Annotated in this window: 19 protein-coding genes; 12 read left to right on the plus strand and 7 right to left on the minus strand. The window is 66.3% G+C overall.

Annotated elements, in window-relative coordinates; genetic code table 11:
* The 12 genes from C2I19_RS15105 to C2I19_RS15160 all read left to right on the plus strand — a co-directional run.
* The coding region (locus tag C2I19_RS15105) for a lysophospholipid acyltransferase family protein (protein ID WP_199181205.1) at positions 1-644 on the plus strand (644 nt) is incomplete at its 5' end.
* Complete coding sequence (locus tag C2I19_RS15110) at positions 641-2,182, plus strand: HAL/PAL/TAL family ammonia-lyase (RefSeq protein WP_103903508.1); 1,542 nt, start codon at positions 641-643, stop codon at positions 2,180-2,182. The genes C2I19_RS15105 and C2I19_RS15110, both read left to right, overlap by 4 nt.
* Positions 2,175-2,591, plus strand: coding sequence for an acyl-CoA thioesterase (locus C2I19_RS15115; RefSeq protein WP_103903509.1), 417 nt, complete (start codon positions 2,175-2,177; stop codon positions 2,589-2,591). Before C2I19_RS15110 ends, C2I19_RS15115 begins: the two co-directional genes overlap by 8 nt.
* Positions 2,588-3,193, plus strand: a complete 606-nt coding sequence (locus tag C2I19_RS15120) for an outer membrane lipoprotein carrier protein LolA (protein WP_158253726.1) — start codon at positions 2,588-2,590, stop codon at positions 3,191-3,193. Before C2I19_RS15115 ends, C2I19_RS15120 begins: the two co-directional genes overlap by 4 nt.
* Positions 3,186-5,516: an MMPL family transporter gene (locus tag C2I19_RS15125; protein WP_103903511.1), complete on the plus strand. Its 2,331-nt coding sequence runs from the start codon at positions 3,186-3,188 to the stop codon at positions 5,514-5,516. The genes C2I19_RS15120 and C2I19_RS15125 overlap by 8 nt, the downstream gene beginning before the upstream one ends.
* A gap of 19 nt (positions 5,517-5,535) precedes the next feature.
* A complete protein-coding gene (locus C2I19_RS15130; RefSeq protein ID WP_103903512.1) occupies positions 5,536-6,633 on the plus strand; it encodes a class I SAM-dependent methyltransferase in 1,098 nt (365 codons plus the stop codon).
* A gap of 1 nt (position 6,634) precedes the next feature.
* On the plus strand, positions 6,635-7,189 hold the full coding sequence (locus tag C2I19_RS15135) for a DUF3261 domain-containing protein (RefSeq protein WP_103903513.1): 555 nt from the start codon (positions 6,635-6,637) through the stop codon (positions 7,187-7,189).
* A gap of 8 nt (positions 7,190-7,197) precedes the next feature.
* Positions 7,198-8,382, plus strand: a complete 1,185-nt coding sequence (locus tag C2I19_RS15140) for a beta-ketoacyl-ACP synthase (RefSeq protein WP_103903544.1) — start codon at positions 7,198-7,200, stop codon at positions 8,380-8,382.
* Positions 8,379-8,837: a hotdog family protein gene (locus tag C2I19_RS15145; RefSeq protein WP_103903514.1), complete on the plus strand. Its 459-nt coding sequence runs from the start codon at positions 8,379-8,381 to the stop codon at positions 8,835-8,837. Before C2I19_RS15140 ends, C2I19_RS15145 begins: the two co-directional genes overlap by 4 nt.
* Positions 8,834-9,565, plus strand: coding sequence for a 3-oxoacyl-ACP reductase FabG (gene fabG / locus C2I19_RS15150; RefSeq protein ID WP_103903515.1), 732 nt, complete (start codon positions 8,834-8,836; stop codon positions 9,563-9,565). The genes C2I19_RS15145 and fabG overlap by 4 nt, the downstream gene beginning before the upstream one ends.
* Entirely contained in the window at positions 9,562-10,794 is a 1,233-nt protein-coding gene (locus C2I19_RS15155) for a beta-ketoacyl-ACP synthase (protein WP_103903516.1), read from the plus strand. The genes fabG and C2I19_RS15155 overlap by 4 nt, the downstream gene beginning before the upstream one ends.
* Before the next feature lie 52 nt (positions 10,795-10,846).
* A complete protein-coding gene (locus tag C2I19_RS15160) occupies positions 10,847-11,284 on the plus strand; it encodes an excinuclease ATPase subunit (protein ID WP_103903517.1) in 438 nt (145 codons plus the stop codon).
* Between the two features lie 69 nt (positions 11,285-11,353).
* On the opposite strand, the gene C2I19_RS15165 is transcribed toward C2I19_RS15160, so the two are convergent.
* The 7 genes from C2I19_RS15165 to C2I19_RS15195 all read right to left on the minus strand — a co-directional run bounded on the left by C2I19_RS15165 (position 11,354) and on the right by C2I19_RS15195 (position 19,099).
* Positions 11,354-12,145, minus strand: a complete 792-nt coding sequence (locus C2I19_RS15165; RefSeq protein ID WP_103903518.1) for a TrmH family RNA methyltransferase — start codon at positions 12,143-12,145, stop codon at positions 11,354-11,356.
* Positions 12,146-12,211: 66 nt separating this feature from the next.
* Positions 12,212-13,537: an HDOD domain-containing protein gene (locus C2I19_RS15170; RefSeq protein ID WP_103903519.1), complete on the minus strand. Its 1,326-nt coding sequence runs from the start codon at positions 13,535-13,537 to the stop codon at positions 12,212-12,214.
* Positions 13,524-14,264: a class I SAM-dependent methyltransferase gene (locus tag C2I19_RS15175; RefSeq protein ID WP_103903520.1), complete on the minus strand. Its 741-nt coding sequence runs from the start codon at positions 14,262-14,264 to the stop codon at positions 13,524-13,526. The genes C2I19_RS15170 and C2I19_RS15175 overlap by 14 nt, the downstream gene beginning before the upstream one ends.
* 13 nt (positions 14,265-14,277) lie before the next feature.
* A complete protein-coding gene (gene motB / locus C2I19_RS15180) occupies positions 14,278-15,198 on the minus strand; it encodes a flagellar motor protein MotB (protein WP_103903521.1) in 921 nt (306 codons plus the stop codon).
* Positions 15,199-15,216: 18 nt separating this feature from the next.
* Entirely contained in the window at positions 15,217-16,074 is an 858-nt protein-coding gene (gene motA, locus C2I19_RS15185; RefSeq protein WP_103903522.1) for a flagellar motor stator protein MotA, read from the minus strand.
* Positions 16,075-16,258: 184 nt separating this feature from the next.
* The gene (locus C2I19_RS15190; protein ID WP_103903523.1) at positions 16,259-17,638 is read right to left on the minus strand and encodes an aspartate aminotransferase family protein; all 1,380 of its coding nucleotides are present in this window, start codon (positions 17,636-17,638) and stop codon (positions 16,259-16,261) included.
* Between the two features lie 126 nt (positions 17,639-17,764).
* Positions 17,765-19,099 carry a glutamine synthetase family protein gene (locus tag C2I19_RS15195; protein WP_103903524.1) on the minus strand — a complete coding sequence of 445 codons (1,335 nt, stop codon included), beginning with the start codon at positions 19,097-19,099 and terminating at the stop codon, positions 17,765-17,767.
* Positions 19,100-19,170: the final 71 nt, after the last annotated feature.

A 19,170-nucleotide genomic window follows, 5' to 3' on the forward strand; every position in this document is an offset into this window, starting at 1 on the left:
CCGCCGGCCGCTATCCGATGGAGCGCGTCGCCATCAGCGGCGCCGACGAGATCATCGCCGGCCTGCGCCAGGGACGCGGCGTGCTGATCGTCACCGCCCACATGGGCTGCCTGGAGCTGTGCCGCGCGCTGGCCGACCGCTCGCCCGGCGTGACGGTCAATGTGCTGGTGCATACGCGCCACGCGCGCCGCTTCAATGACTTGCTAGACCGGCTCAACCCGCAGCAGGCCGTACGCTTGATCGAAGTGACCGAGGTCAACGCCGCCACCGCCGTGCTCTTGCAGGAGAAAATCGCCGCCGGCGAGGTTGTCGCCATCGCCGGCGACCGGGTTCCTGTCCAAGGCGACCGCACCGTCACCGCGCCGTTTCTGGGCGTGGACGCGCCGTTTCCCTGCGGCCCCTATCTGCTGGCCCACCTGCTGCGCTGTCCGCTGTATTTGATGGCCTGCCTGCATGAAGGACAAGGCTACCGGCTCAGTTTCCTGCCGCTGGCCGAGGAAGTGCGCCTGCCGCGCGCTGGCCGCGAGGCGGAGATGGCGCGCCACGCCGCCCGCTTCGCCGACGAGCTGGGCCGGCTGCTGGCCGCCTCGCCCTACGACTGGTTCAACTTTTTCCCGTTTTGGGATCAGAAATCGACATCATGAGCAATACGCAAACCGCCGCCGTCGTGTTCGACGGTTCCTGGCTCTGCCTGGCCGACATCGCCGCTATCGCCCGCGGCGACAAGCAGGCCGTTCTGTCCGAGCAGCCCGCCTTCCGCCAGCGCATAGACGACGGCAGCCGCTTCATCGACCGCCTGCTGGCCGAGGACGGCGTAGTCTACGGCGTCACCACCGGCTACGGCGACTCCTGCACCGTGGAGATTCCGGCCGAGCTGGTGGCTGAACTGCCGCACCATCTGTACACCTATCACGGCTGCGGCGCCGGCCGCATCCTCGACCCCGAGGAAACCCGCGCCGTGCTGGCGACGCGTCTGGCGTCCTTGTGCCGCGGCGTGTCCGGCGTCAGCTACGCGCTGCTGGCCCAGCTGGCCGCCTTGCTGCGCCATGACATCCTGCCGCTGATTCCGGCCGAGGGCTCGGTCGGCGCCAGCGGCGATCTGACCCCGCTGTCCTACGTGGCCGCCGCGCTGTGCGGCGAGCGCGAAGTGCTGTACAAGGGCGAGCGCCTGGCCGCCGCCGACGCGCTGAAGGCCGCCGGCCTCGCGCCGCTGCGGCTGCGTCCCAAGGAAGGCCTGGCCATCATGAACGGCACCGCCGTGATGACCGCGCTGGCTTGCCTGGCCTGGGAACGCGCTGACTACGCCTCCCGCTTGTCCGCTCGGCTGACTGCGATGAATGTGGTGGCGGCCGCCGGCAACGCCCACCACTTCGACGAAGCGCTGTTCGCCGTCAAGCCGCATCCGGGCCAACAGCGCGCCGCCGCGCGCATCCGCGCCGACCTGGAAGCGCCGCGCCCCAGCCGCAACGACAGCCGCCTGCAGGACCGCTACTCGCTGCGCTGCGCGCCGCACGTGATAGGCGTGCTGGAAGACGCGCTGCCCTTCATGCGAGGTCTGATCGAGAACGAGCTGAACAGCGCCAACGACAACCCCATCATCGACGCCGAAGGCGAGCGCGTCTTGCACGGCGGCCATTTCTACGGCGGCCACATCGCCTTCGCCATGGACGGCCTGAAAAACGCCGTGGCCAATCTGGCCGATCTGCTGGACCGCCAGATGGCGCTCTTGGTGGACGCGCGCTACAACCATGGCCTGCCGCGCAACCTCAGCGGCGCGCCGGCCGCGCGCGCGGCCATCAATCACGGCCTGAAGGCGCTGCAAATCAGCGTGTCCGCCTGGACCGCCGAGGCGCTGAAGCAGACCATGCCGGCGTCCGTGTTCTCGCGCTCCACCGAATGCCACAACCAGGACAAGGTCAGCATGGGCACCATCGCCGCCCGCGACGCGCTGCGCGTGCTGGAGCTGACCGAACAAGTCTTGGCCGCCATGCTGATCACCGCCCGCCAGGGCGTGGAGCTGCGCGGCGAAATCGCCGAGCTATCTCTGAGCCCGGCGCTGGAGCGCATGCAGCGCAACCTGGCCGACCGCATTCCGCGCATCGCCGAGGACCGCGCGCTGGACAAGGAGCTGATCGCGCTGATCGCCGCCATCCGCGCCCGCACCTGGAGCCTGTATGACTGAGCTGTCCCACCTCATCGAGCTGGAACCGGCCTTCCACGATCTAGACCCGATGGACGTGGTCTGGCACGGCAACTACGTCAAATACCTGGAAATCGCGCGCTGCGCGCTGCTGGAGCGCTTCGATTACAACTACCCGCAGATGCGCGACTCCGGCTACGCCTGGCCCATCGTCGACATGCGCCTGAAGTACGTGCAGCCCGTGCACTTCGGCCAGAAAGTGACGATAGAATCCAGCATCGTCGAGTGGGAAAACCGCCTGAAAATCGATTACCTGATCCGTGACGCCGCAAGCGGCCGCAAGATCAACAAGGCCTACACCGTGCAGGTGGCCGTGGACATGGCAAGCCAGGAAATGCTCTACGTCTGCCCGCCGGTGCTGTGGGAAAAACTGGGGGTGCCCGCGCCGTGAAAAAACTGATCGCCTCCGCCTGCCTCGCCTTGCTGCCCTTGGCTGCCGGCGCGGCCGACTTGTCCGCCGCCATCGCCAAGCAACTGGCCCAGCCGCCGGTCTTGCGCGGGACATTCGAGCAAACCAAGCAAGTGGCCGGCTTCGCCAAGCCGCTGCGCTCGCGCGGCAGTTTTCTGGTGTCGCGCGACAAGGGCGTGCTGTGGGACACCCGCGAACCGTTCGCCAGCAAGCTGCGGCTGACCCGCGGCGAGATCGTCGCCACCCAGAACGGCGCGGTGTCCTTCCAGCTCAGCGCCGCCAAGGAGCCGACGGTGCGCATGATCAACGAACTGATGTTCTCCTTGCTGGGAGGCAACCTGAAGACCCTGGACGGCTATTTCAGCATCGCCGGCAAGCTGGACGGCAAGGGCTGGCAGCTGACCCTGACGCCCAAGCAGGCCGCGCTGGGCAAGGTGATGCGCAAGATCGAGCTGAGCGGCGACCAATACGTGCGCGGCATACGCATGGATGAGAGCAACGGCGACGCCACCAGCATCGTCTTCAGCCAGCAGAACGCCATGCCCAAAACGCTGAGCAAGGACGAAGAGGCGCGCTTTGACTGAGATTCGCGGACCTTCGCGCGCGCAGCGCTGGCTGGCCGCCGGCTGGCTGGCGCTGCTGCTGCTCGTGGCCGGCCATAACGGCTGGCTGTGGCTGGGCGGCGGCGCGCGGCTGGAAACCGACATCCTGGCCATGCTGCCGCAAAACCGCCAGGATGCGGCCGCGCAAGACGCCACGCGCCAACTGGCGGACTCCGCCTCGCGCCGCGTGGTGGTGCTGCTGGGCGCGCGCGACTGGTCCGACGCCCGCCGCGCCGCCGACGCCTACGTCGACGCCATCCGCGCGTCCGGCCAAGCGCTGGCGCCGCGCTACCGCGTCAGCCAGCGAGAGAGCGATGGCTGGCTGGGCTTCTACGTCGCCTATCGCTCGCAATTGCTCGGCGACGATGCCCGCCGCCGGCTGACGGACGCTTCCGCGCCGGCCTTGGCCGAGCAAGCCGTGGCTTCGCTCTTCCAACCGGTAGGCATGCCGAGATTGGGCCGCTGGCAGGACGATCCCTTGAATCTGTATGGCCAATGGCTGGGCGAGCGCGCCGCGCAAAGCCGGGTGCGCGTGCGCGACGACCGCCTGTCGCTAGCCGACGGCGACACCCAATACGCGCTGGTGATGCTGGAGCAGCAAGGCCCGGCGTTCTCCGTCGCCGCGCAGCGCGCCATGCTGCCGGCGCTGGCCAAGGCTGCCGAAGCCGCGCGCCGCGCCGCGCCGCAAATCCAGCTGATACAAGCCGGCGTGCCGCTGTTCGCCGCCGCCGCCGCCAGCCAGGCCGAGCGCGAGGTCCACACCATAGGCCTGGGCTCCTTGCTGGGCATCTTGCTGCTGACCGTGCTGGCTTTCAGCGGCGTGCGGCCGCGCGTGCTGGTGACGCTGTCCATCGCCGCCGGCCTGGCCTGCGCCGTGTCGCTGACCACGCTGCTGTTCGGCAAGCTGCACCTGATCACCTTGGTGTTCGGCGCCAGCCTGATAGGCGTGGCCGAAAACTACGGCAACAATTACTACGCCTACCGCCTGGGCAAGCCGGCCGGCGAGCGCTGGGCCATGCTGCGCGGCCAGCGCGCCACCATGTGGCTGGCTTTCGCCACCACCGCCATAGGCTACGCGCTGCTGGCGCTGGCGCCGTTTCCCGGCCTGCGCCAGATGGCGGTGTTTTCCGTGACCGGACTGTTCTGCGCCTTCGTCACCGTATTGTGCGGCCTGCCCTTCGCCGACCGCGGCGACATGCCGTACAACCGCTTCTCCCGCGCCCTGGGCGGCTGGCGGCTAGCCTGGCCGCGCTGGGGCCGCAATCGCTTCAGCCTGGCCTTCGCCCTGGCCGCCCTCGCGATCTGCCTGGCCGGCTTCGCCCAATTGCGCGCCAACGACGACGTGCGCGCGCTGCAAAACGCGCCGCGCCAGTTGCTGGACGACCAGCGCCGCGTGGGCGAGTTGATGCAAATCGCCGGGCCCGGCCAGTTTTTCCTGGTGACGGGCAGCAGTCCGGAACAGGTTTTGCAGCGCGAAGAAGCGCTGAAGTCGCGGCTGGCGCCGCTGATCGCGGCCGGCAAGCTGGCCGGCGTGCAGGCTGTGTCGGACTGGGCGCCGTCCATCGCGCGCCAGCAAGCCGACCATCAACTGCTGCAGCGCGTGGTTTACGCGCCGGGCGGCGTGCTGGAGCAGGCCGCCGCCAAACTGGGCCAGCCGCTGCGCGCCGCTCCCCTGCCCGCCCTGCGTCCGCTGAGCCTGGACGCCTGGCTGGCCGCGCCGGTGTCCGAGCCGCTGCGCGCGCAATGGCTCGGCCGCTTCGGCGACGGCTATGCCAGCGTGGTGATGCTGCGCGGCCTGGCCGGCCCATCCATGCTGCCCTTGCTGGCCCAGGCGGCCCAGCCCGCCGCCGGCGTGCGCTTCATCGACAAGGTGGGCGAAATCTCCGGCCTGATGCGGCATTACCGCCAGTTGATGAGCTGGGTGATCGCCGCCAGCTATCTGCTGGTCCTGGCCATGCTGTGGCGGCGCTTCGGCCGCCGCGCCTGGCGCGCGCTGCTCCCCACACTGATTTCCAGTTTGCTGACGGTGGCCCTGCTGTCCTTGTTCGGCCAGCCCATCCAGCTATTCACCGTGCTCGCCCTGCTGCTGATCCTGGGCATGGGCGTCGATTACGGCGTGTTCCTGCTGGCCGACGACGACCCGCGCGCCTTCCTGTCCGTGACGCTGGCCGCCGCCGGCACTCTGCTGGCCTTCGGCCTGCTGGCGCTGTCGTCCACGCCGGCGTTGGCCGCCTTCGGCCTGACCATGTTGCTGGGCATCAGCCTGTGTTGGCTGATCAACCCGCTGTTTACCCCCAAAACCTAGAACAAGAAACGAAGAGACTATGGAAACCGGCTCTCAAGCCTTGCTGAACAAACGCTTCTCGCCCGCTCGCCAATCCGCGATGGACGCGCGCTTCGAAGCGCAGAAAATCGCCTTCGGCCCCGTGGTATTCCAATGCGTGCGCATCGCCTGGAAGCGGGGCATCCTGCAACGGCTGGCCGAAACCGGCGAGCGCGGCCTGAGCGTGGACGAGCTGGCAGTCGAGGGCAAGCTCAGCCGCTACGCGCTGAACCTGCTGCTGGAAACCTGCCTGTCCGCCGGCGTGGTGGAATTGCGCGAGGGCCGCTACGCGCTGGACAAGACCGGCTACTGCTTGTTGTCCGACGCCATCGCCCAGATCAATTTCGACTTCATCCACGACGTGTGCTACCAGGGTCTGTTCGCGCTGGAGCGCTCGCTGGACGAGGAAAAACCGCATGGCCTGGCCGCGCTGGGTCCTTGGGACACGCTGTACCAGGGCCTGGCCGCCATGCAGGAACCCGCCCGCAGCAGTTGGCTGAGTTTCGATCACTATTACTCCGACACGTCCTTCCCGGAAATCCTGCCCGACGTGTTCGCCCGCCGTCCGCGCAAGCTGATGGACATCGGCGCCAACACCGGCAAGTTCACCTTGGCCGCGCTGGCTTACGATGCCGAAGTGGAAATGCATCTGCTGGACCTGCCGGGCCAGCTGGCGGTGATAGAAAAGACCCTGGCCGAAAAAGGCCTGTCTCATCGCGCCCAATTGCACCCCACCGACATGCTGAACCCGGCGCTGGACTTCCCGGCCGGCATGGACGTGATCTGGATGAGCCAGTTCCTGTCCTGCTTCAGCGAGGAGGTCATCGCCAGCATTCTGCGCCGCGCCGCCGCCGCGCTGGCCGAAGGCGGCCAGGTAATGATCCTGGACACGCTGTGGGACCGCCAGAAGTACGACATCGCCGCCTACTGCCTGATCAACACCTCGCCCTACTTCACAGCCATGGCCAGCGGCAACAGCAAGATCTACCGCGCCGACGACTACATCCGCCTGTGCCGCGAGGCCGGGCTGGCGCTGGCGGCTGAGCGCGATGGCATAGGCTATTGCCACTCCCTGTTGCAGTTTGAACGCAAGGCCTGACATGCGCCGTCTGCCTCCCCTTGTCTTCGCCCTGCTGCTGGCGGCCTGCCAAAGCGCGCCGCCGCGCTCGGCCCTGCCCGCCATCGCGCTGCCACCCGCCAGCCTGGGCGCGGAGCTGAGCCTGGCCCAGCGCCTGAGCGCCGGGCCTCTGGACGCGCGCAACGGCCATCCCTCGCCGCCGCTGGATGTGCAGCTGGAAGTGGCCGCTGGCTCGCTGCGGCTGGCCGGCCTGGCGCTGGGCCAGCGCATCCTGACCCTGGGCTGGGACGGCAAAGCGCTGCAAAGCCAGCGCAGCCCCCTGCTGCCGGCCAGTGTGGACGAGGCGCGCATCGTGCGCGACATCCAGCTGGCCTACTGGCCGCTGCCGGCTCTGCGCGCCGCCTTGCCCGTAGGCTGGACGCTGGATGAGGAAAGCGGCGCGCGCGTGCTGCGCCAGAACGGCGAGGAGGCGCTGCGCGTGGCAAACCAGACCAGCCCGCCCTGGCTGGGACATAGCGAATTGACCAACCGGCGCGAAGGCTATCGCCTGAGCATAGACTCCGCGCCGCTTCAGTAATGCATACCATGAACGACGTTTATCTGAACCATCTGGGCGTGCTGTGCGCCGCCGGCCGCGGCCACGCCGCGCTGCGCGAGGCCATGCGGCGGCCCTTCCCGCCGGACCTGCGGACTAAGCTGGCGCTGCCGGGCGGCCGCGACTATCCGACGGCGCCGGTAAGCGCGCCGCTGCCCGACACCGGCCATCTGCCCTTGCCGCTGCAGAGCCGCAACAACGCCTTGTTGCTGGCCGCGCTGGAAGATATCCGCCCGCAGGTGGACGCCGCCATCGCCCGCTACGGCGCGGGGCGGGTAGCCGTCGTGCTGGGCACCAGCACCTCAGGCGTGGGCGAGAGCGAAAACGCCTTCCTGGCCCGAGGCGAAGCCGGCGTTTTCCCGGCCGATTTCCATCCGAATCAGCAGGAGCTGGGTTCGCCGGCCTTGCTGCTGCGCGAAACGCTGGGTCTGGCCGGCCCCGCGCTGGTGATTTCCACCGCCTGCTCCTCCAGCGCCAAGGCCCTGGCCAGCGCGGCGCGGCTGCTGAAAAGCGGCCAATGCGACGCGGCGATCGCCGGCGGCGCGGATTCGCTATGCCGCTTCACCGTGGGCGGCTTCGTCGCGCTGGATTCGGTGGGCTCGAACGGCTGCAACTCCATGAGCCGCAACCGCGACGGCATTCACGTCGGCGAGGCCGCCGCGCTGTTTTTGCTGAGCCGCGAGCCTGGTCCGGTCAAGCTGACAGGCTGGGGCGAAACGGCGGACGCCCATCATATTTCCGCGCCGGAGCCCAGCGGCCGCGGCGCGCTGGCGGCGATGCGCCAGGCGCTGGAACGCGCCGGTCTCGCGCCGGCCGACATCGACTACATCAATCTGCACGGCACCGCTACGCAGCAAAACGACGCGATGGAAAGCCTGGCTGTCAGCCAGCTGTTCGGCGCGGCCGCGCCTGCCAGCTCCACCAAGGGCCTGACCGGCCATACCCTGGGCGCGGCCGGCGCGCTGGAAGCCGCCATCTGCTGGCTGACGCTGCAGGACAATTCGCAAGGCCTGCTGCCCATCCACCAATGGGACGGCGAGGCCGACCCCGAGCTGCCCGCGCTGAACCTGGTCGAAGCCGGGCAGGCTTTGGGCCGCCCGCCGCGCCGCGCGCTGAGCAATTCTTTCGCCTTCGGCGGCAGCAATGCCAGCCTCATCCTGGAGGCCGCGCCATGAGCGAAGCATTGCCGGACATCGAATTCCTGGTTCCGCACGCCAGCGACATGTCGCTGCTGGACCGCGTGCTGGCGGCCGACGACGCAAGCCTGCTGGCTGAGGTCACCCCGCGGGCTGGCCAGCTGTTTTGCCGCGATGGAGAAATCGGCAGCTGGGTGGGCATCGAATACATGGCCCAGGCCATCGCCGCCTGGGCCGGCCTGCGCGCGCGCCAGCGCGGCGAAGCGCCCAAGGTGGGTTTCCTGCTGGGCAGCCGGCGCTATCAGACCGAGGTGCCGGCCTTCGCCCTGAATGCGCCGCTGCGCGTCCGCATCGAGCTGCAGTTCCTGGCCGACAACGGCCTGGGCCAGTTCGAGTGCCGCATAGACAGCGCCGAGCGCTGCCTCGCCACCGCGCAGCTGAAGGTCTTCGAGCCTTCCGACACCGGACAATTCATCGAGGAATCCATGCAATGAACGAAAAAACCATACTGGTGACCGGCTCCAGCCGCGGCATAGGCCGCGCCATCGCGCTGCGCCTGGCCCGCGATGGCTACGACGTGGTGGTGCATTGCCGCAGCCGCCGCGACGAAGCCGATGCCGTCGCCGCCGACATCATCACGCTGGGCCGCCAGGCCCGCGTGCTGCAATTCGACGTCACCGAACGCGAAGCCGCCGCCGCCGCCCTTCTGGCCGACGTCGAGGCTCACGGCTGCTATTACGGCGTGGTGTGCAACGCCGGCCTGGCCCGCGACAACGCCTTCGCCGCCATGCCGCCGGAAGATTGGGATCTGGTGGTCAACACCGACCTGGGCAGCTTCTACAACGTGCTGCAGCCCTTGACCATGCCGCTGGTGCGCCGCCGCAAGCCGGGCCGCATCGTCACCCTGGCCTCGGTCTCCGGCATCATGGGCAACCGCGGCCAGGTCAACTACAGCGCGGCCAAGGCCGGCGTGATCGGCGCCACCAAGGCGCTGGCGGTGGAACTGGCCAGCCGCGGCATCACCGTCAACTGCGTCGCGCCCGGCCTGATCGACACCGAGATGGTGGAAGAGCATGTGCTGGAAGAGGCGATGAAAATCATCCCGGCCCGCCGCATGGGCAAGCCGGAGGAAGTGGCCGCCACGGTCAGCTTCTTGTTGGGCGAGGACGCCGCCTACATCACGCGTCAGGTGATTTCGGTAAACGGAGGAATGGTAGGATGAAACGCGTTGTGATTACCGGCGTGGGCGCCATCAGCCCGCTGGGCCATGACTGGGCCGCGGTGAAAGCCAGACTGCAGGCCGGCCGCAACGCCGTGCAAACCATGGAGCCGTGGGCAGAGTATGAGGGCCTGGGCACCCAGGTCGGCGCGCCGGCCGCGCCGTTCGAACTGCCTTCCCACTACAACCGCAAAACCACGCGCAGCATGGGCCGCGTGGCGCTGATGGCCACCCGCGCCACCGAGGTGGCGCTGGAGCAAGCCGGCCTGCTGAACGACCCGCTGCTGAAAAGCGGCCGGATGGGCATTTCCTACGGTTCCTCGTCCGGCTGCCCGGCCAATATCGGCGATTTCGGCCGCATGCTGATGTGCAAGAGCACCGAGGGCATCAACGCCAACACCTATATCCGCATGATGTCGCACACCGCGCCGGTGAACATAGGCGTATTCTTCGGCGTGACCGGCCGCGTCATCACCACCTCCAGCGCCTGCACTTCCGGCAGCCAGGGCATAGGCTACGCCTTCGAGGCGATACAGAGCGGCCGCCAGCTGGCCATGATAGCCGGCGGCGCCGAGGAGCTGGACCCGACCCAGGCGGCGGTATTCGACACCCTGTTCGCCACCAGCACCGAGCTCAACGACGCGCCCTCGCTGACCCCGCGCCCCTTCGACGCCAAGCGCGACGGCTTGGTGCTGGGCGAAGGCGCTTGCACGCTGATCCTGGAGGAACTGGAACACGCCCGCGCCCGCGGCGCGAACATTCTGGCCGAAGTGATCTCCTTCGGCACCAATAGCGATGGCCAGCACGTCACCCATCCGCAGGCCGAAACCATGGCCGGCGCCATCCGCCAGGCGCTGGACGGCGCGCGGATCGCGCCCTCGGACATCCCTTACGTCAACGCCCACGGCACGGCGACGGATCAGGGCGACGTGGCCGAATCGCAAGCCACCCACAGCGTGTTCGGCGAGCGCGTCGCCATCTCCTCGCTGAAGAGCTATATGGGCCACACCTTGGGCGCTTGCGGCGCGCTGGAAGCCTGGATGACGATAGAAATGATGCGCGACGGATGGTTCGCCCCGACGTTGAATCTGACCGAAGTGGACGCGCGCTGCGCGCCGCTGGACTATCTGACGGGCGAAGGCCGCCGCATCGAAACCGAGCTGGTCATGAGCAATAATTTCGCCTTCGGCGGCATCAACACCTCGCTGGTTTTCCGCCGCTGGCGCGATTGATTCACCATTTGACCGGCCTCGGCCGGCTTTCACATAACATAAGGATGAACACATGAAGACATTCGCCGCCCCCTTGCTGGCCCTAGCCCTGATCGCCGCCCCGGCCCTGGCACGCGACACCGTAGTCAAGGTGCCGCTGGCCGACGTGCTGGCCATGCCGGAAGCCCAGGGCAAGCTCGACGGCTCGGTCCAGTTTTTCCTGGCCGGCCAGCACACGCCCGCCATCAAGAAGAAAATGGGCAGCGACGTGTCCAACCAGAAGACCAACGCCTTCAACAAGACCGATGAGCAAGCCTGCCGCTGGACCATCCTGTCCGCGCTGATCTCCTTCCAGAACAGCGCCAAGCAGCGCGGCGCCAACGCCGTGGTCAACCTGGTCAGCTATTACAAGAAGCAGGAAACACGCGACAGCGAAACCATTGAATGCCATTCCGGCGCGCTGATCGCCGGCGCGGCGCTCAAGGGCGAATACGCCAAGATCGGCAAGTAAGCCCTCCTGCCGCGCGCGTCTCTCAGAACGCGCACGCCGTCCAGGCCGCCCCTCCCGGGCGGCTGTCGCTCACTTCTCCAGCTGCCTGACTCGCTCGAACAAACAGACCGTCGCCGCCATCGCCACATTCAAGGATTCCGCGTGGCCTGGCATCGGGATGCGGATGCGCGCGTCGGCCAGGCTCAGCAAGGCGTCGCTGACGCCGGCGCCTTCGTTGCCGAAGACGAAGGCAACCGCGCCGCTCAGATCATGGCCATACAGCGAGCTGGAGCCCTCCAGATGCGTGACCAGCTTGCGGCCGCCGAAACGCCGCAATTCGTCCGCGAGGTCCGCGTGCTCGTGGATGCGCAGCGCGAAATGCGCGCCCATGCCGGCGCGCAGCACCTTGGGCGAAAACACGTCCACGCAGCCCTTGGACAGGAAAACATCGTAAACGCCGGCCGCGGCGGCGCAACGCAAAATGGTGCCCAGATTGCCAGGGTCCTGGATATCCTCCAGCAGCACGCGCGCGGCGTCCCGCTGCGGCGCCGGCGGCGCAGGCCGCTCGCACAGGGCCAGCAGCTCGCAAGCGCTGCTCAACGCCGTCGCCTTGGCCATCACCGCTTCCGGCAGGGAAACCACCACCGTTCCGCGCGGCAGCTGCTCCAGCAGGCCCATCACCTCCGGCTTGCCGGCCGCGGCCTCGTTCAAATACAGCCGCGCCAGCCGCCCGCCCGCGTGCAGACAAGACTCGACCAGATGTATGCCCTCCAGCACCATCACGCCCTCCTTGCGGCGGTCGCGGCTGTGCTGGACCAGCCGGGCCAGCGCCTTGACTTCGTCGTTGTGCGGAGAACTGATGGTTTTGGCGATGTAGTGCATGGCGTGTTCTTTAAGGCTGCTCGAAAACGAAGGGGCAGAGTTTACCCGCCCCGGCGGCCGATTGCATCAGCGCGGCATCAGCGTCAGCCGCGTGACCAGGTCCTTGAAGCGGTGATAGGTCTTGTCGTCTATGGCGCGGCCGCTGGCGGCGTTATCCACATAGAATACGCCGCTGAGCTTGTGGCCGCCGAACAGCGTCATCAGCGCGAACTCCTGATCGCCGACGTGCTGGAAAAACTCGTCATCGTAGCGCCGAGTCAGCTGCTGCCGCACCGAGGCCGGCGCGTGGAAGCTTTGCGGCTTGCTGGTGAACACGCCGAAGAAGCTGCCGGGCTCCAGCTCCACCTTCAGCTTGCGCAAGGGGCTGTCCGCCGCCACCCCCACCTGGTAGCGCAGCTTGAGCAGATGGCCATCGTGCTCATAGTGGTAATACAGCACGCGTTCAAACTTCAGATCATTGCTCAGGAAACGGATCGACTCGCGAATGGCGTTTTCCAGTTGATCCGGACCTGACAGCGCGGCCGTCTTTCTCATTGCAGCCACCTTGCCGTCGCTAGGCAGAATCAGCAGCGAACGGGCCGGGAAGGTGTAGCCCGCCACATGCGGATGCTTGGCCACGTTCAGCACCGCGTGCACCACGGCCTGATACGCCATCTCCGGCGTGCAGTTGATCAGCTTGGCGGCGGTGTCCACGCCCACCATCCAAGTGCTGCGTCCCGTGCCGTGCTCCAGCGAATTGGCGGTGGCCATGGCCAGTTTCAGCAGCTGCCGGCGCTTGTTCGGCGCGCCCGGTCCCAGCAGGTTTTGCAAGCCGGGGGGCAAGGGCATCGCCTTGATGAAAGCCGCCAGCACCTGCGCGTAGTCGGCGTCGAAGACTTCGGACAGCTCTTGCAGCAAGGGGCGGTCCGGCAAGCGGTTGCGCTGAATCATATAGATGCAGCCCGGCAGGTTGTACAGCAGGGCGGCGACGAAGCAGTCCTCCACTTTCACGTCGCCCATGATGGACAACCATTCCTTGACCAGCAGCGCCGCCACGCGGCTGCGGCCCAGCCAGTCGCCCACCGCCTCGTACACATCCTCGTCCAGCTTGTCCAGCGACGGTTCCAGCGCCTCCACCCGGCTGAATCGCGTCACGACGGACTCCAGCCCCATCAGCAGCAGGGTCTGCTCCACCGCGGGAATGGACTCGTTGCGCTGCAGCGCCCGCGAATTGCCCACCACCCGGAACAAGTCCAGCAGCAAGAAGGGATCCGACAGGCAGAGGTTGGCCAGGTAGGTGAAGTTGATCAGGTCGCTGTGGCGGGCGCAGACATCGCGCAACTCGTTCAGCGTGTCGGGCAGTATCGGCCAGCGCTTCTCGGCTATCGTTTGCGTCCAGTTATTGAGGTCCATGTGGGCGGCGCCAGATCAGAAGTTCTTTTTGCAGGGGGCCGCCGAGCGGCAAGCGCTCGTCGGGCTCGATGTCGGGTACGGCGAAAGTATTGCTGATGAGCAGGCAGCCCGGCCGGCCTTCGGCCAGGAACTTGCTCCAGACTCGGGGCATGGGCTCGGGCGACAGGAAAACGTAGATCGCGTCATGATTCCCCCAGTTTTCTGTCCAGAAACTGCGGCAGCCCAATGCGAGCCCGGCCGGCCGGCCGGCGGCCAGCCAGCGCAGCCTGGCCAGCAGCCAGCTGCCGACTGCGTTCTCCAGCGCCAGCACGCGCAAGTCCGGGCGCTGCAGCGCGAGGCCCACGGCCAGCCGTCCATCGCCGCATCCGGCCTCCAGCAGGCGAGCGCCCTCAGGCAGCAGCGCGTCCAATCCCGCCTCCGCCTCCCGGCCGGATCGATATAGCGGCACGCGCTCGGTCAAGGCGTTGCGGCCAAAAGCCAGCAGCGCCAGCAACGTCGCCAGATACCAGCCCGCGGGAATCTGCGCCCGCAGCAATAGCACCGCCGCCGGGACGAACAAGCCGTGCGCCAGGCGCTGCCAGCCGGGCTGGCGCAGCGCGAGGGAGGCCAGGGCGGCCAGCAGACCCTGCAGCAGCGCCCAGGCCGCCGGATGCGCGCCGGGCGCGATGAATACCCAGGCGCCCACGCCGGCCAGCAACTGCAGCGACAGGTGCCGCAGCGCCCTCATGCCTGGGCGCGCCTCACTGCGCAGGCGCCGACTGGCCGCCGTCGGCCTGGGCATCGGCCGGGCCGCCTATCACCTCCTGGTTCATCTGCGGCTTGTAGCCGTCGTTGAGAATGGAGGTTTCGGAATCCTTGTTCAGCACGATGATGGTGATGCGGCGGTTTTCCGGGCTGAACACATCGCTCTTGACCAGCGGGATGGCCGAGGCCAGGCCCACCACGCGCAGCACCTTGCTCTCGCTGAGTCCGCCGGAAATCAGCTCGCGGCGAGCGGTATTGGCGCGGTCGGCCGACAGCTCCCAGTTGCTGTAGCCGCCTTGGTCGCCAGCGAAGGGCTTGGCGTCGGTATGGCCGGAAATGCTGATCCGATTGGGCAGCTGGTTCAGCTCCGACGCCAGCTGCTGCAGCAGCACGCGGGTGTGCGGCAGCATGCGCGAACTGCCGGAGTCGAACATCGGCCGGTTCTGCTCGTCCACGATCTGTATCTTCAGTCCTTCCGGCGTCATTTCCAGCTTCAGCTGGTTCTTGTATTCCTTGAACAGCGCGCTGCTGTCTATCGTGCGCTGGATCTTTTGCTGCAGCTGGTCCAGGCGGGCCTGCTCCTGCTGCTTTTGCATGACTTCTTCCTTCTTGGCGCCGGCTTTGTTGACCTGTCCGGCCTGCTTGGTCAGGTCGTTGCCGCCGCCCTTGACCAGCGAGGTGGCGTCTCCGGCGCCGGAACCTCCTGAAAGCGCCACTTTCAGCGGCGTTTTGAAGTATTCGGCGATGCCGTTCAAGGTGCCCTGCGACGCGGAGCCCAGCAGCCACATCAGCAGGAAGAAGGCCATCATCGCCGTCACGAAGTCGGCATAGGCGATTTTCCAAGCGCCGCCGTGATGGCCGTGCCCGCCTTTCTTGATTTTTTTGACCACTATGGGCCGTTGCGATTCATCCGCCATTGCTATCCCCTGCCCGGCTTACTTTTTGGACTGTTTGACGTGGTCTTCCAGTTCCTTGAACGACGGGCGGTCCATCGAGGACAGCGCCTTGCGGCCGAACTCCACCGCCACTTGCGGCGCGTAGCCGTTCAGGCTGGCCAGCAGCGTGACCTTGATGGTCTGGTAGACGCGGGTGCCCTCGGCCAGCTTGTGTTCCAGGATGGTGCCCAGCGGGCCGACGAAGCCGTAGGCCAGCAAAATACCGAGGAAGGTGCCGACCAGCGCGTGGGCGATCAGCATGCCCAGCTCGGACGGCGGCGCGCCTACGGACTCCATGGTGTGCACTACGCCCATCACCGCGGCCACAATACCGAAAGCCGGCAGGCCGTCGGCCAGGCCCTTGACGGCCGATACCGGCACCTCGCCCTCGTGGTGGTGGGTTTCGATTTCGACGTCCATCAGGTTTTCAATCTCGAAGGCATTGAGATTGCCGCCCACCATCAGCCGCAGATAGTCGCAGATGAATTCCACGACATGATGGTCGTGCATCACGGTGGGGTATTTGGTGAAGACGGGACTGGATTCCGGGTTTTCGACATCGGCCTCGATGGACATCAGGCCTTCCTTGCGCACCTTGGTCAGGATCTCGAACAGCAGGGTGAACAATTCCATATAGAAAGCTTTGCCGTAAGGGCTGCCCTTGAAGACGGTGGGCAATGTCTTGATGGTGGCTTTCAGCGGCGCGCCGCCATTGGCTACGACAAAGGCGCCGCCGGCGGCGCCCGCGATCATGACAACTTCCAACGGTTGCATCAGGGCGGCGACATGCCCCCCCGCGGCGATGAAGCCTCCCAGCACCGAGCCCAGGATGATGAGATACCCGATTGCGACGAACATACGTCAAGTCCTGTATTGTTTTTTATTGCCTCATGCCGCAGATTGCATTACAGCATGCCTTTTTGCAATTCATTATAGAAATAATAGAAAAAGCGGGTTGAATTGTATCAACCCGCTTCATTCGCTGCAAAACCAGGAAGCGGGATAATTTGACCATCCCGCTTCCAAATCATGATAGCCGCTGTCAGACCAGCCCGCGCGCCTTGAGCGTCTGTTCGAATTCCTCCATGCAGCGCGCGGCCAACGCCAGCATTTCGTCCACTTCCGCGCGCGTCATCACCAGCGGCGGCGCCGACACGATGTGGTCGCCGCATGCGCGCATGATCAGGTCGTTGCGGAAGAAGATGTCGCGGCATAGGGTGCCCGCTTCGCCGACATCCGGGAACAGCTCGCGGGTGGCCTTGTTCTTCACCAGCGTGAAGGCCTGGATCATGCCGACGCCGCGCACGTCGTCCACATGCTCGAAGCGGCTGAAGGTTTCGCGCCAGCGCTGCTGCATATAAGGACCGATGTCATCCTTGACCCGCTGGACGATGCCCTCGTCGCGCAGCGCCGCCACGTTGGCATGGGCGACCGCGGCGCACACAGGGTGGCCGGAATAGGTAAAGCCGTGGTTGAAGTCGCCGCCGGCGATCAGTCCCTCGGCCACGCGCTTGCCGACGAAAACCGCGCCAATCGGCAGATAGCCCGAAGACAGGCCCTTAGCCGTGGTGAAGATGTCCGGCTGGAAGCCGAAAAGCTGGTGGCCGAACCACTCGCCGGTGCGGCCAAAGCCGCAGATCACTTCGTCCGCCACCAGCAGCACGTCGTACTTGCGGCAGATGCGCTCGATTTCCGGCCAGTAGCTGGCTGGCGGAATGATGACCCCGCCGGCGCCCTGGATGGGCTCGCCGACGAAGGCGGCCACCTTGTCGGCGCCGATTTCCAGAATCTTCTCTTCCAGCCAGCGCGCGGCCACCAAACCGAACTCTTCCGGCGTCATGTCCTTGCCGTGCTTGTACCACCATGGCTGCTCGATGTGGGCCATGCCCGGAATCGGCAGGTCGCCCTGCTCATGCATGTATTTCATGCCGCCCAGGCTGGCGCCGCCTATGGTGGAGCCGTGATAGCCGTTCCAGCGGCCGATCAGCGTCTTCTTCTGCGGCTTGCCTTGCACGTCCCAGTAGCGACGCACCATGCGTATCATGGTGTCCACGGATTCCGAGCCGGAGTTGGTGTAGAACACGTGGTCGAAACCGGCCGGCGTCACTTCCGTGAGCAGGGCGGACAACTCCACCACCGCCGGGTGGGTGGTCTTGAAGAAAGTATTGTAGAACGGCAGTTCTTCCATCTGGCGGCGCGCCACCTCGGCGAAGTCCTTGCGGCCGTAGCCGACATTGACACACCACAGGCCGGCCATGCCGTCCATGATTTTCCTGCCTTCCGAATCCCACAGGTAGACGCCTTCGCCGCGCGTCATCACGCGCGCGCCGGCCTCGTTCAGCGATGCGGTATCGGTGAACGGATGCAGGTGATGGGCGGCATCCAGTTCGCGCCATTGGCTGGTGGTACGTTGCTTCTGCATAACACTTCCTTCCTGATTTCTCCGACGGGACGGGCCGGCGGCTCGTCCCTCCTGCGCCTGCGGCGTCCTTTTATTCTCTTGTCCTGTCTGTCGCTGCGATTCTAACCTCGCGGGTGCTTCCGCGCATCACACGTGCAGCAGCAGGAACTTGCGTTCCCACGGACTGATGACGCGGAAATACTCGGAAAATTCCTTCTCCTTCATCCCGACGTACATCTTGACGAAGCGCGGCCCCAGCACCTCGGCGATTTCATGGCAGCTGGCCAGACGCTGCAACGATTCCTCCGAGCTATTGGGAAACTGGTAGGGCAGCTCGTAGGCGTCGGTCTGCCGCGGCTCGGTCGGCTTCAGCTTGTCCCGCATGCCCAGATAGCCGCAAGCCAAGGTGGCGGCGATGGCGATGTAGGGATTGACGTCCACGCCCGGCACCCGGTTTTCCACGCGGCGCGCGGCCGGCGACGAATGCGGGATGCGCAGGCCCACGGTGCGGTTGTCGTAACCCCATTCGACATTGGTCGGCGCCGCGGTATAGCGAGACAAACGACGGAATGAGTTCACGTAAGGGGCGAACAGCGGCATGGTCTGCGGAATGTATTTCTGCATGCCGGCGATGAAGTGGAAGAAATTGTCGGACGGGCTGCCGTCCTCGTTGGTGAAGATGTTGCGGCCGGTGTTCTTGTCCACCACGCTCTGGTGGATGTGCATGGCGCTGCCGGGCTCGTTCTCCATGGGCTTGGCCATGAAGGTGGCGTACATATTGTGGCGGAACGCCGCCTCGCGCACGGTGCGCTTGAACAGGAACACCTGGTCGGCCAGTTCCAGCGGATTGCCGTGCAGGAAGTTGATCTCCATCTGCGCGGTGCCGATCTCATGAATCAGCGTGTCCACTTCCAGGTTCTGCGCGTGGCAATAGTCGTAGATGTCCTCGAACAGCGGGTCGAACTCGTTGACCGCGTCAATCGAGTACGAACGGCGGCCGAACTCCGCCCGGCCGGTGCGGCCGATCGGCGCGGCCAGCGGAATATCCGGATCCGGATTGGGCGACAGCAGGTAGAACTCCATCTCCGGCGCTAGCACCGGCTCCAGCCCCAGAGCCTCGTACAGGCTCAGCACGCGTTTGAGCACATTGCGCGGCGCCACGTCCACCGGGCTGCCGTCGGCGCGGAAGCAGTCGTAGATCAGCTGCGCCGTCGGGTCCACCGCCCACGGCACGTAGCGCAGCGTGTTCGGATCCGGCTCCAGCACCATGTCCGGATCGGTAAGATCCAGCATGCTGTCGTCCGGATAATCGCCGGTAACGGTCTGGATCAGCACCGCTTCGGGCAGGCGCATTTCCGGATCGGAAACGAACTTGTCCTTGGGTACGATCTTGCCGCGCGCCACGCCGGTCATGTCCGGCACGATGCATTCGACTTCCGTGATGCGGTGCTCTCGCAACCACTCGTTGATCTGGTGATTCATAACGCTTCCTCTGTTGCCTCCCCGGCCGCTGGCTGCGGCTCTGGATCGGGAGGTGCTTCTTTATGAGTCAT

This window comes from Chromobacterium alticapitis, assembly GCF_002924365.1.
Lineage (GTDB): Bacteria > Pseudomonadota > Gammaproteobacteria > Burkholderiales > Chromobacteriaceae > Chromobacterium > Chromobacterium alticapitis.

What these genes read in the sequence shown, in the direction of transcription:
- C2I19_RS15110 (WP_103903508.1), top strand. Translation starts at nt 641, where the DNA reads ATGAGCAATACGCAAACCGCCGCCGTCGTGTTCGACGGTTCCTGGCTC.
- C2I19_RS15115 (WP_103903509.1), top strand. Translation starts at nt 2,175, where the DNA reads ATGACTGAGCTGTCCCACCTCATCGAGCTGGAACCGGCCTTCCACGAT.
- C2I19_RS15155 (WP_103903516.1), top strand. Translation starts at nt 9,562, where the DNA reads ATGAAACGCGTTGTGATTACCGGCGTGGGCGCCATCAGCCCGCTGGGC.
- C2I19_RS15170 (WP_103903519.1), bottom strand. Translation starts at nt 13,537, where the DNA reads ATGGACCTCAATAACTGGACGCAAACGATAGCCGAGAAGCGCTGGCCG.
- C2I19_RS15140 (WP_103903544.1), top strand. Translation starts at nt 7,198, where the DNA reads ATGAACGACGTTTATCTGAACCATCTGGGCGTGCTGTGCGCCGCCGGC.
- C2I19_RS15160 (WP_103903517.1), top strand. Translation starts at nt 10,847, where the DNA reads ATGAAGACATTCGCCGCCCCCTTGCTGGCCCTAGCCCTGATCGCCGCC.
- motB (WP_103903521.1), bottom strand. Translation starts at nt 15,198, where the DNA reads ATGGCGGATGAATCGCAACGGCCCATAGTGGTCAAAAAAATCAAGAAA.
- C2I19_RS15175 (WP_103903520.1), bottom strand. Translation starts at nt 14,264, where the DNA reads ATGAGGGCGCTGCGGCACCTGTCGCTGCAGTTGCTGGCCGGCGTGGGC.
- C2I19_RS15130 (WP_103903512.1), top strand. Translation starts at nt 5,536, where the DNA reads ATGGAAACCGGCTCTCAAGCCTTGCTGAACAAACGCTTCTCGCCCGCT.
- C2I19_RS15135 (WP_103903513.1), top strand. Translation starts at nt 6,635, where the DNA reads ATGCGCCGTCTGCCTCCCCTTGTCTTCGCCCTGCTGCTGGCGGCCTGC.
- C2I19_RS15195 (WP_103903524.1), bottom strand. Translation starts at nt 19,099, where the DNA reads ATGAATCACCAGATCAACGAGTGGTTGCGAGAGCACCGCATCACGGAA.
- C2I19_RS15165 (WP_103903518.1), bottom strand. Translation starts at nt 12,145, where the DNA reads ATGCACTACATCGCCAAAACCATCAGTTCTCCGCACAACGACGAAGTC.
- C2I19_RS15145 (WP_103903514.1), top strand. Translation starts at nt 8,379, where the DNA reads ATGAGCGAAGCATTGCCGGACATCGAATTCCTGGTTCCGCACGCCAGC.
- motA (WP_103903522.1), bottom strand. Translation starts at nt 16,074, where the DNA reads ATGTTCGTCGCAATCGGGTATCTCATCATCCTGGGCTCGGTGCTGGGA.
- C2I19_RS15190 (WP_103903523.1), bottom strand. Translation starts at nt 17,638, where the DNA reads ATGCAGAAGCAACGTACCACCAGCCAATGGCGCGAACTGGATGCCGCC.
- fabG (WP_103903515.1), top strand. Translation starts at nt 8,834, where the DNA reads ATGAACGAAAAAACCATACTGGTGACCGGCTCCAGCCGCGGCATAGGC.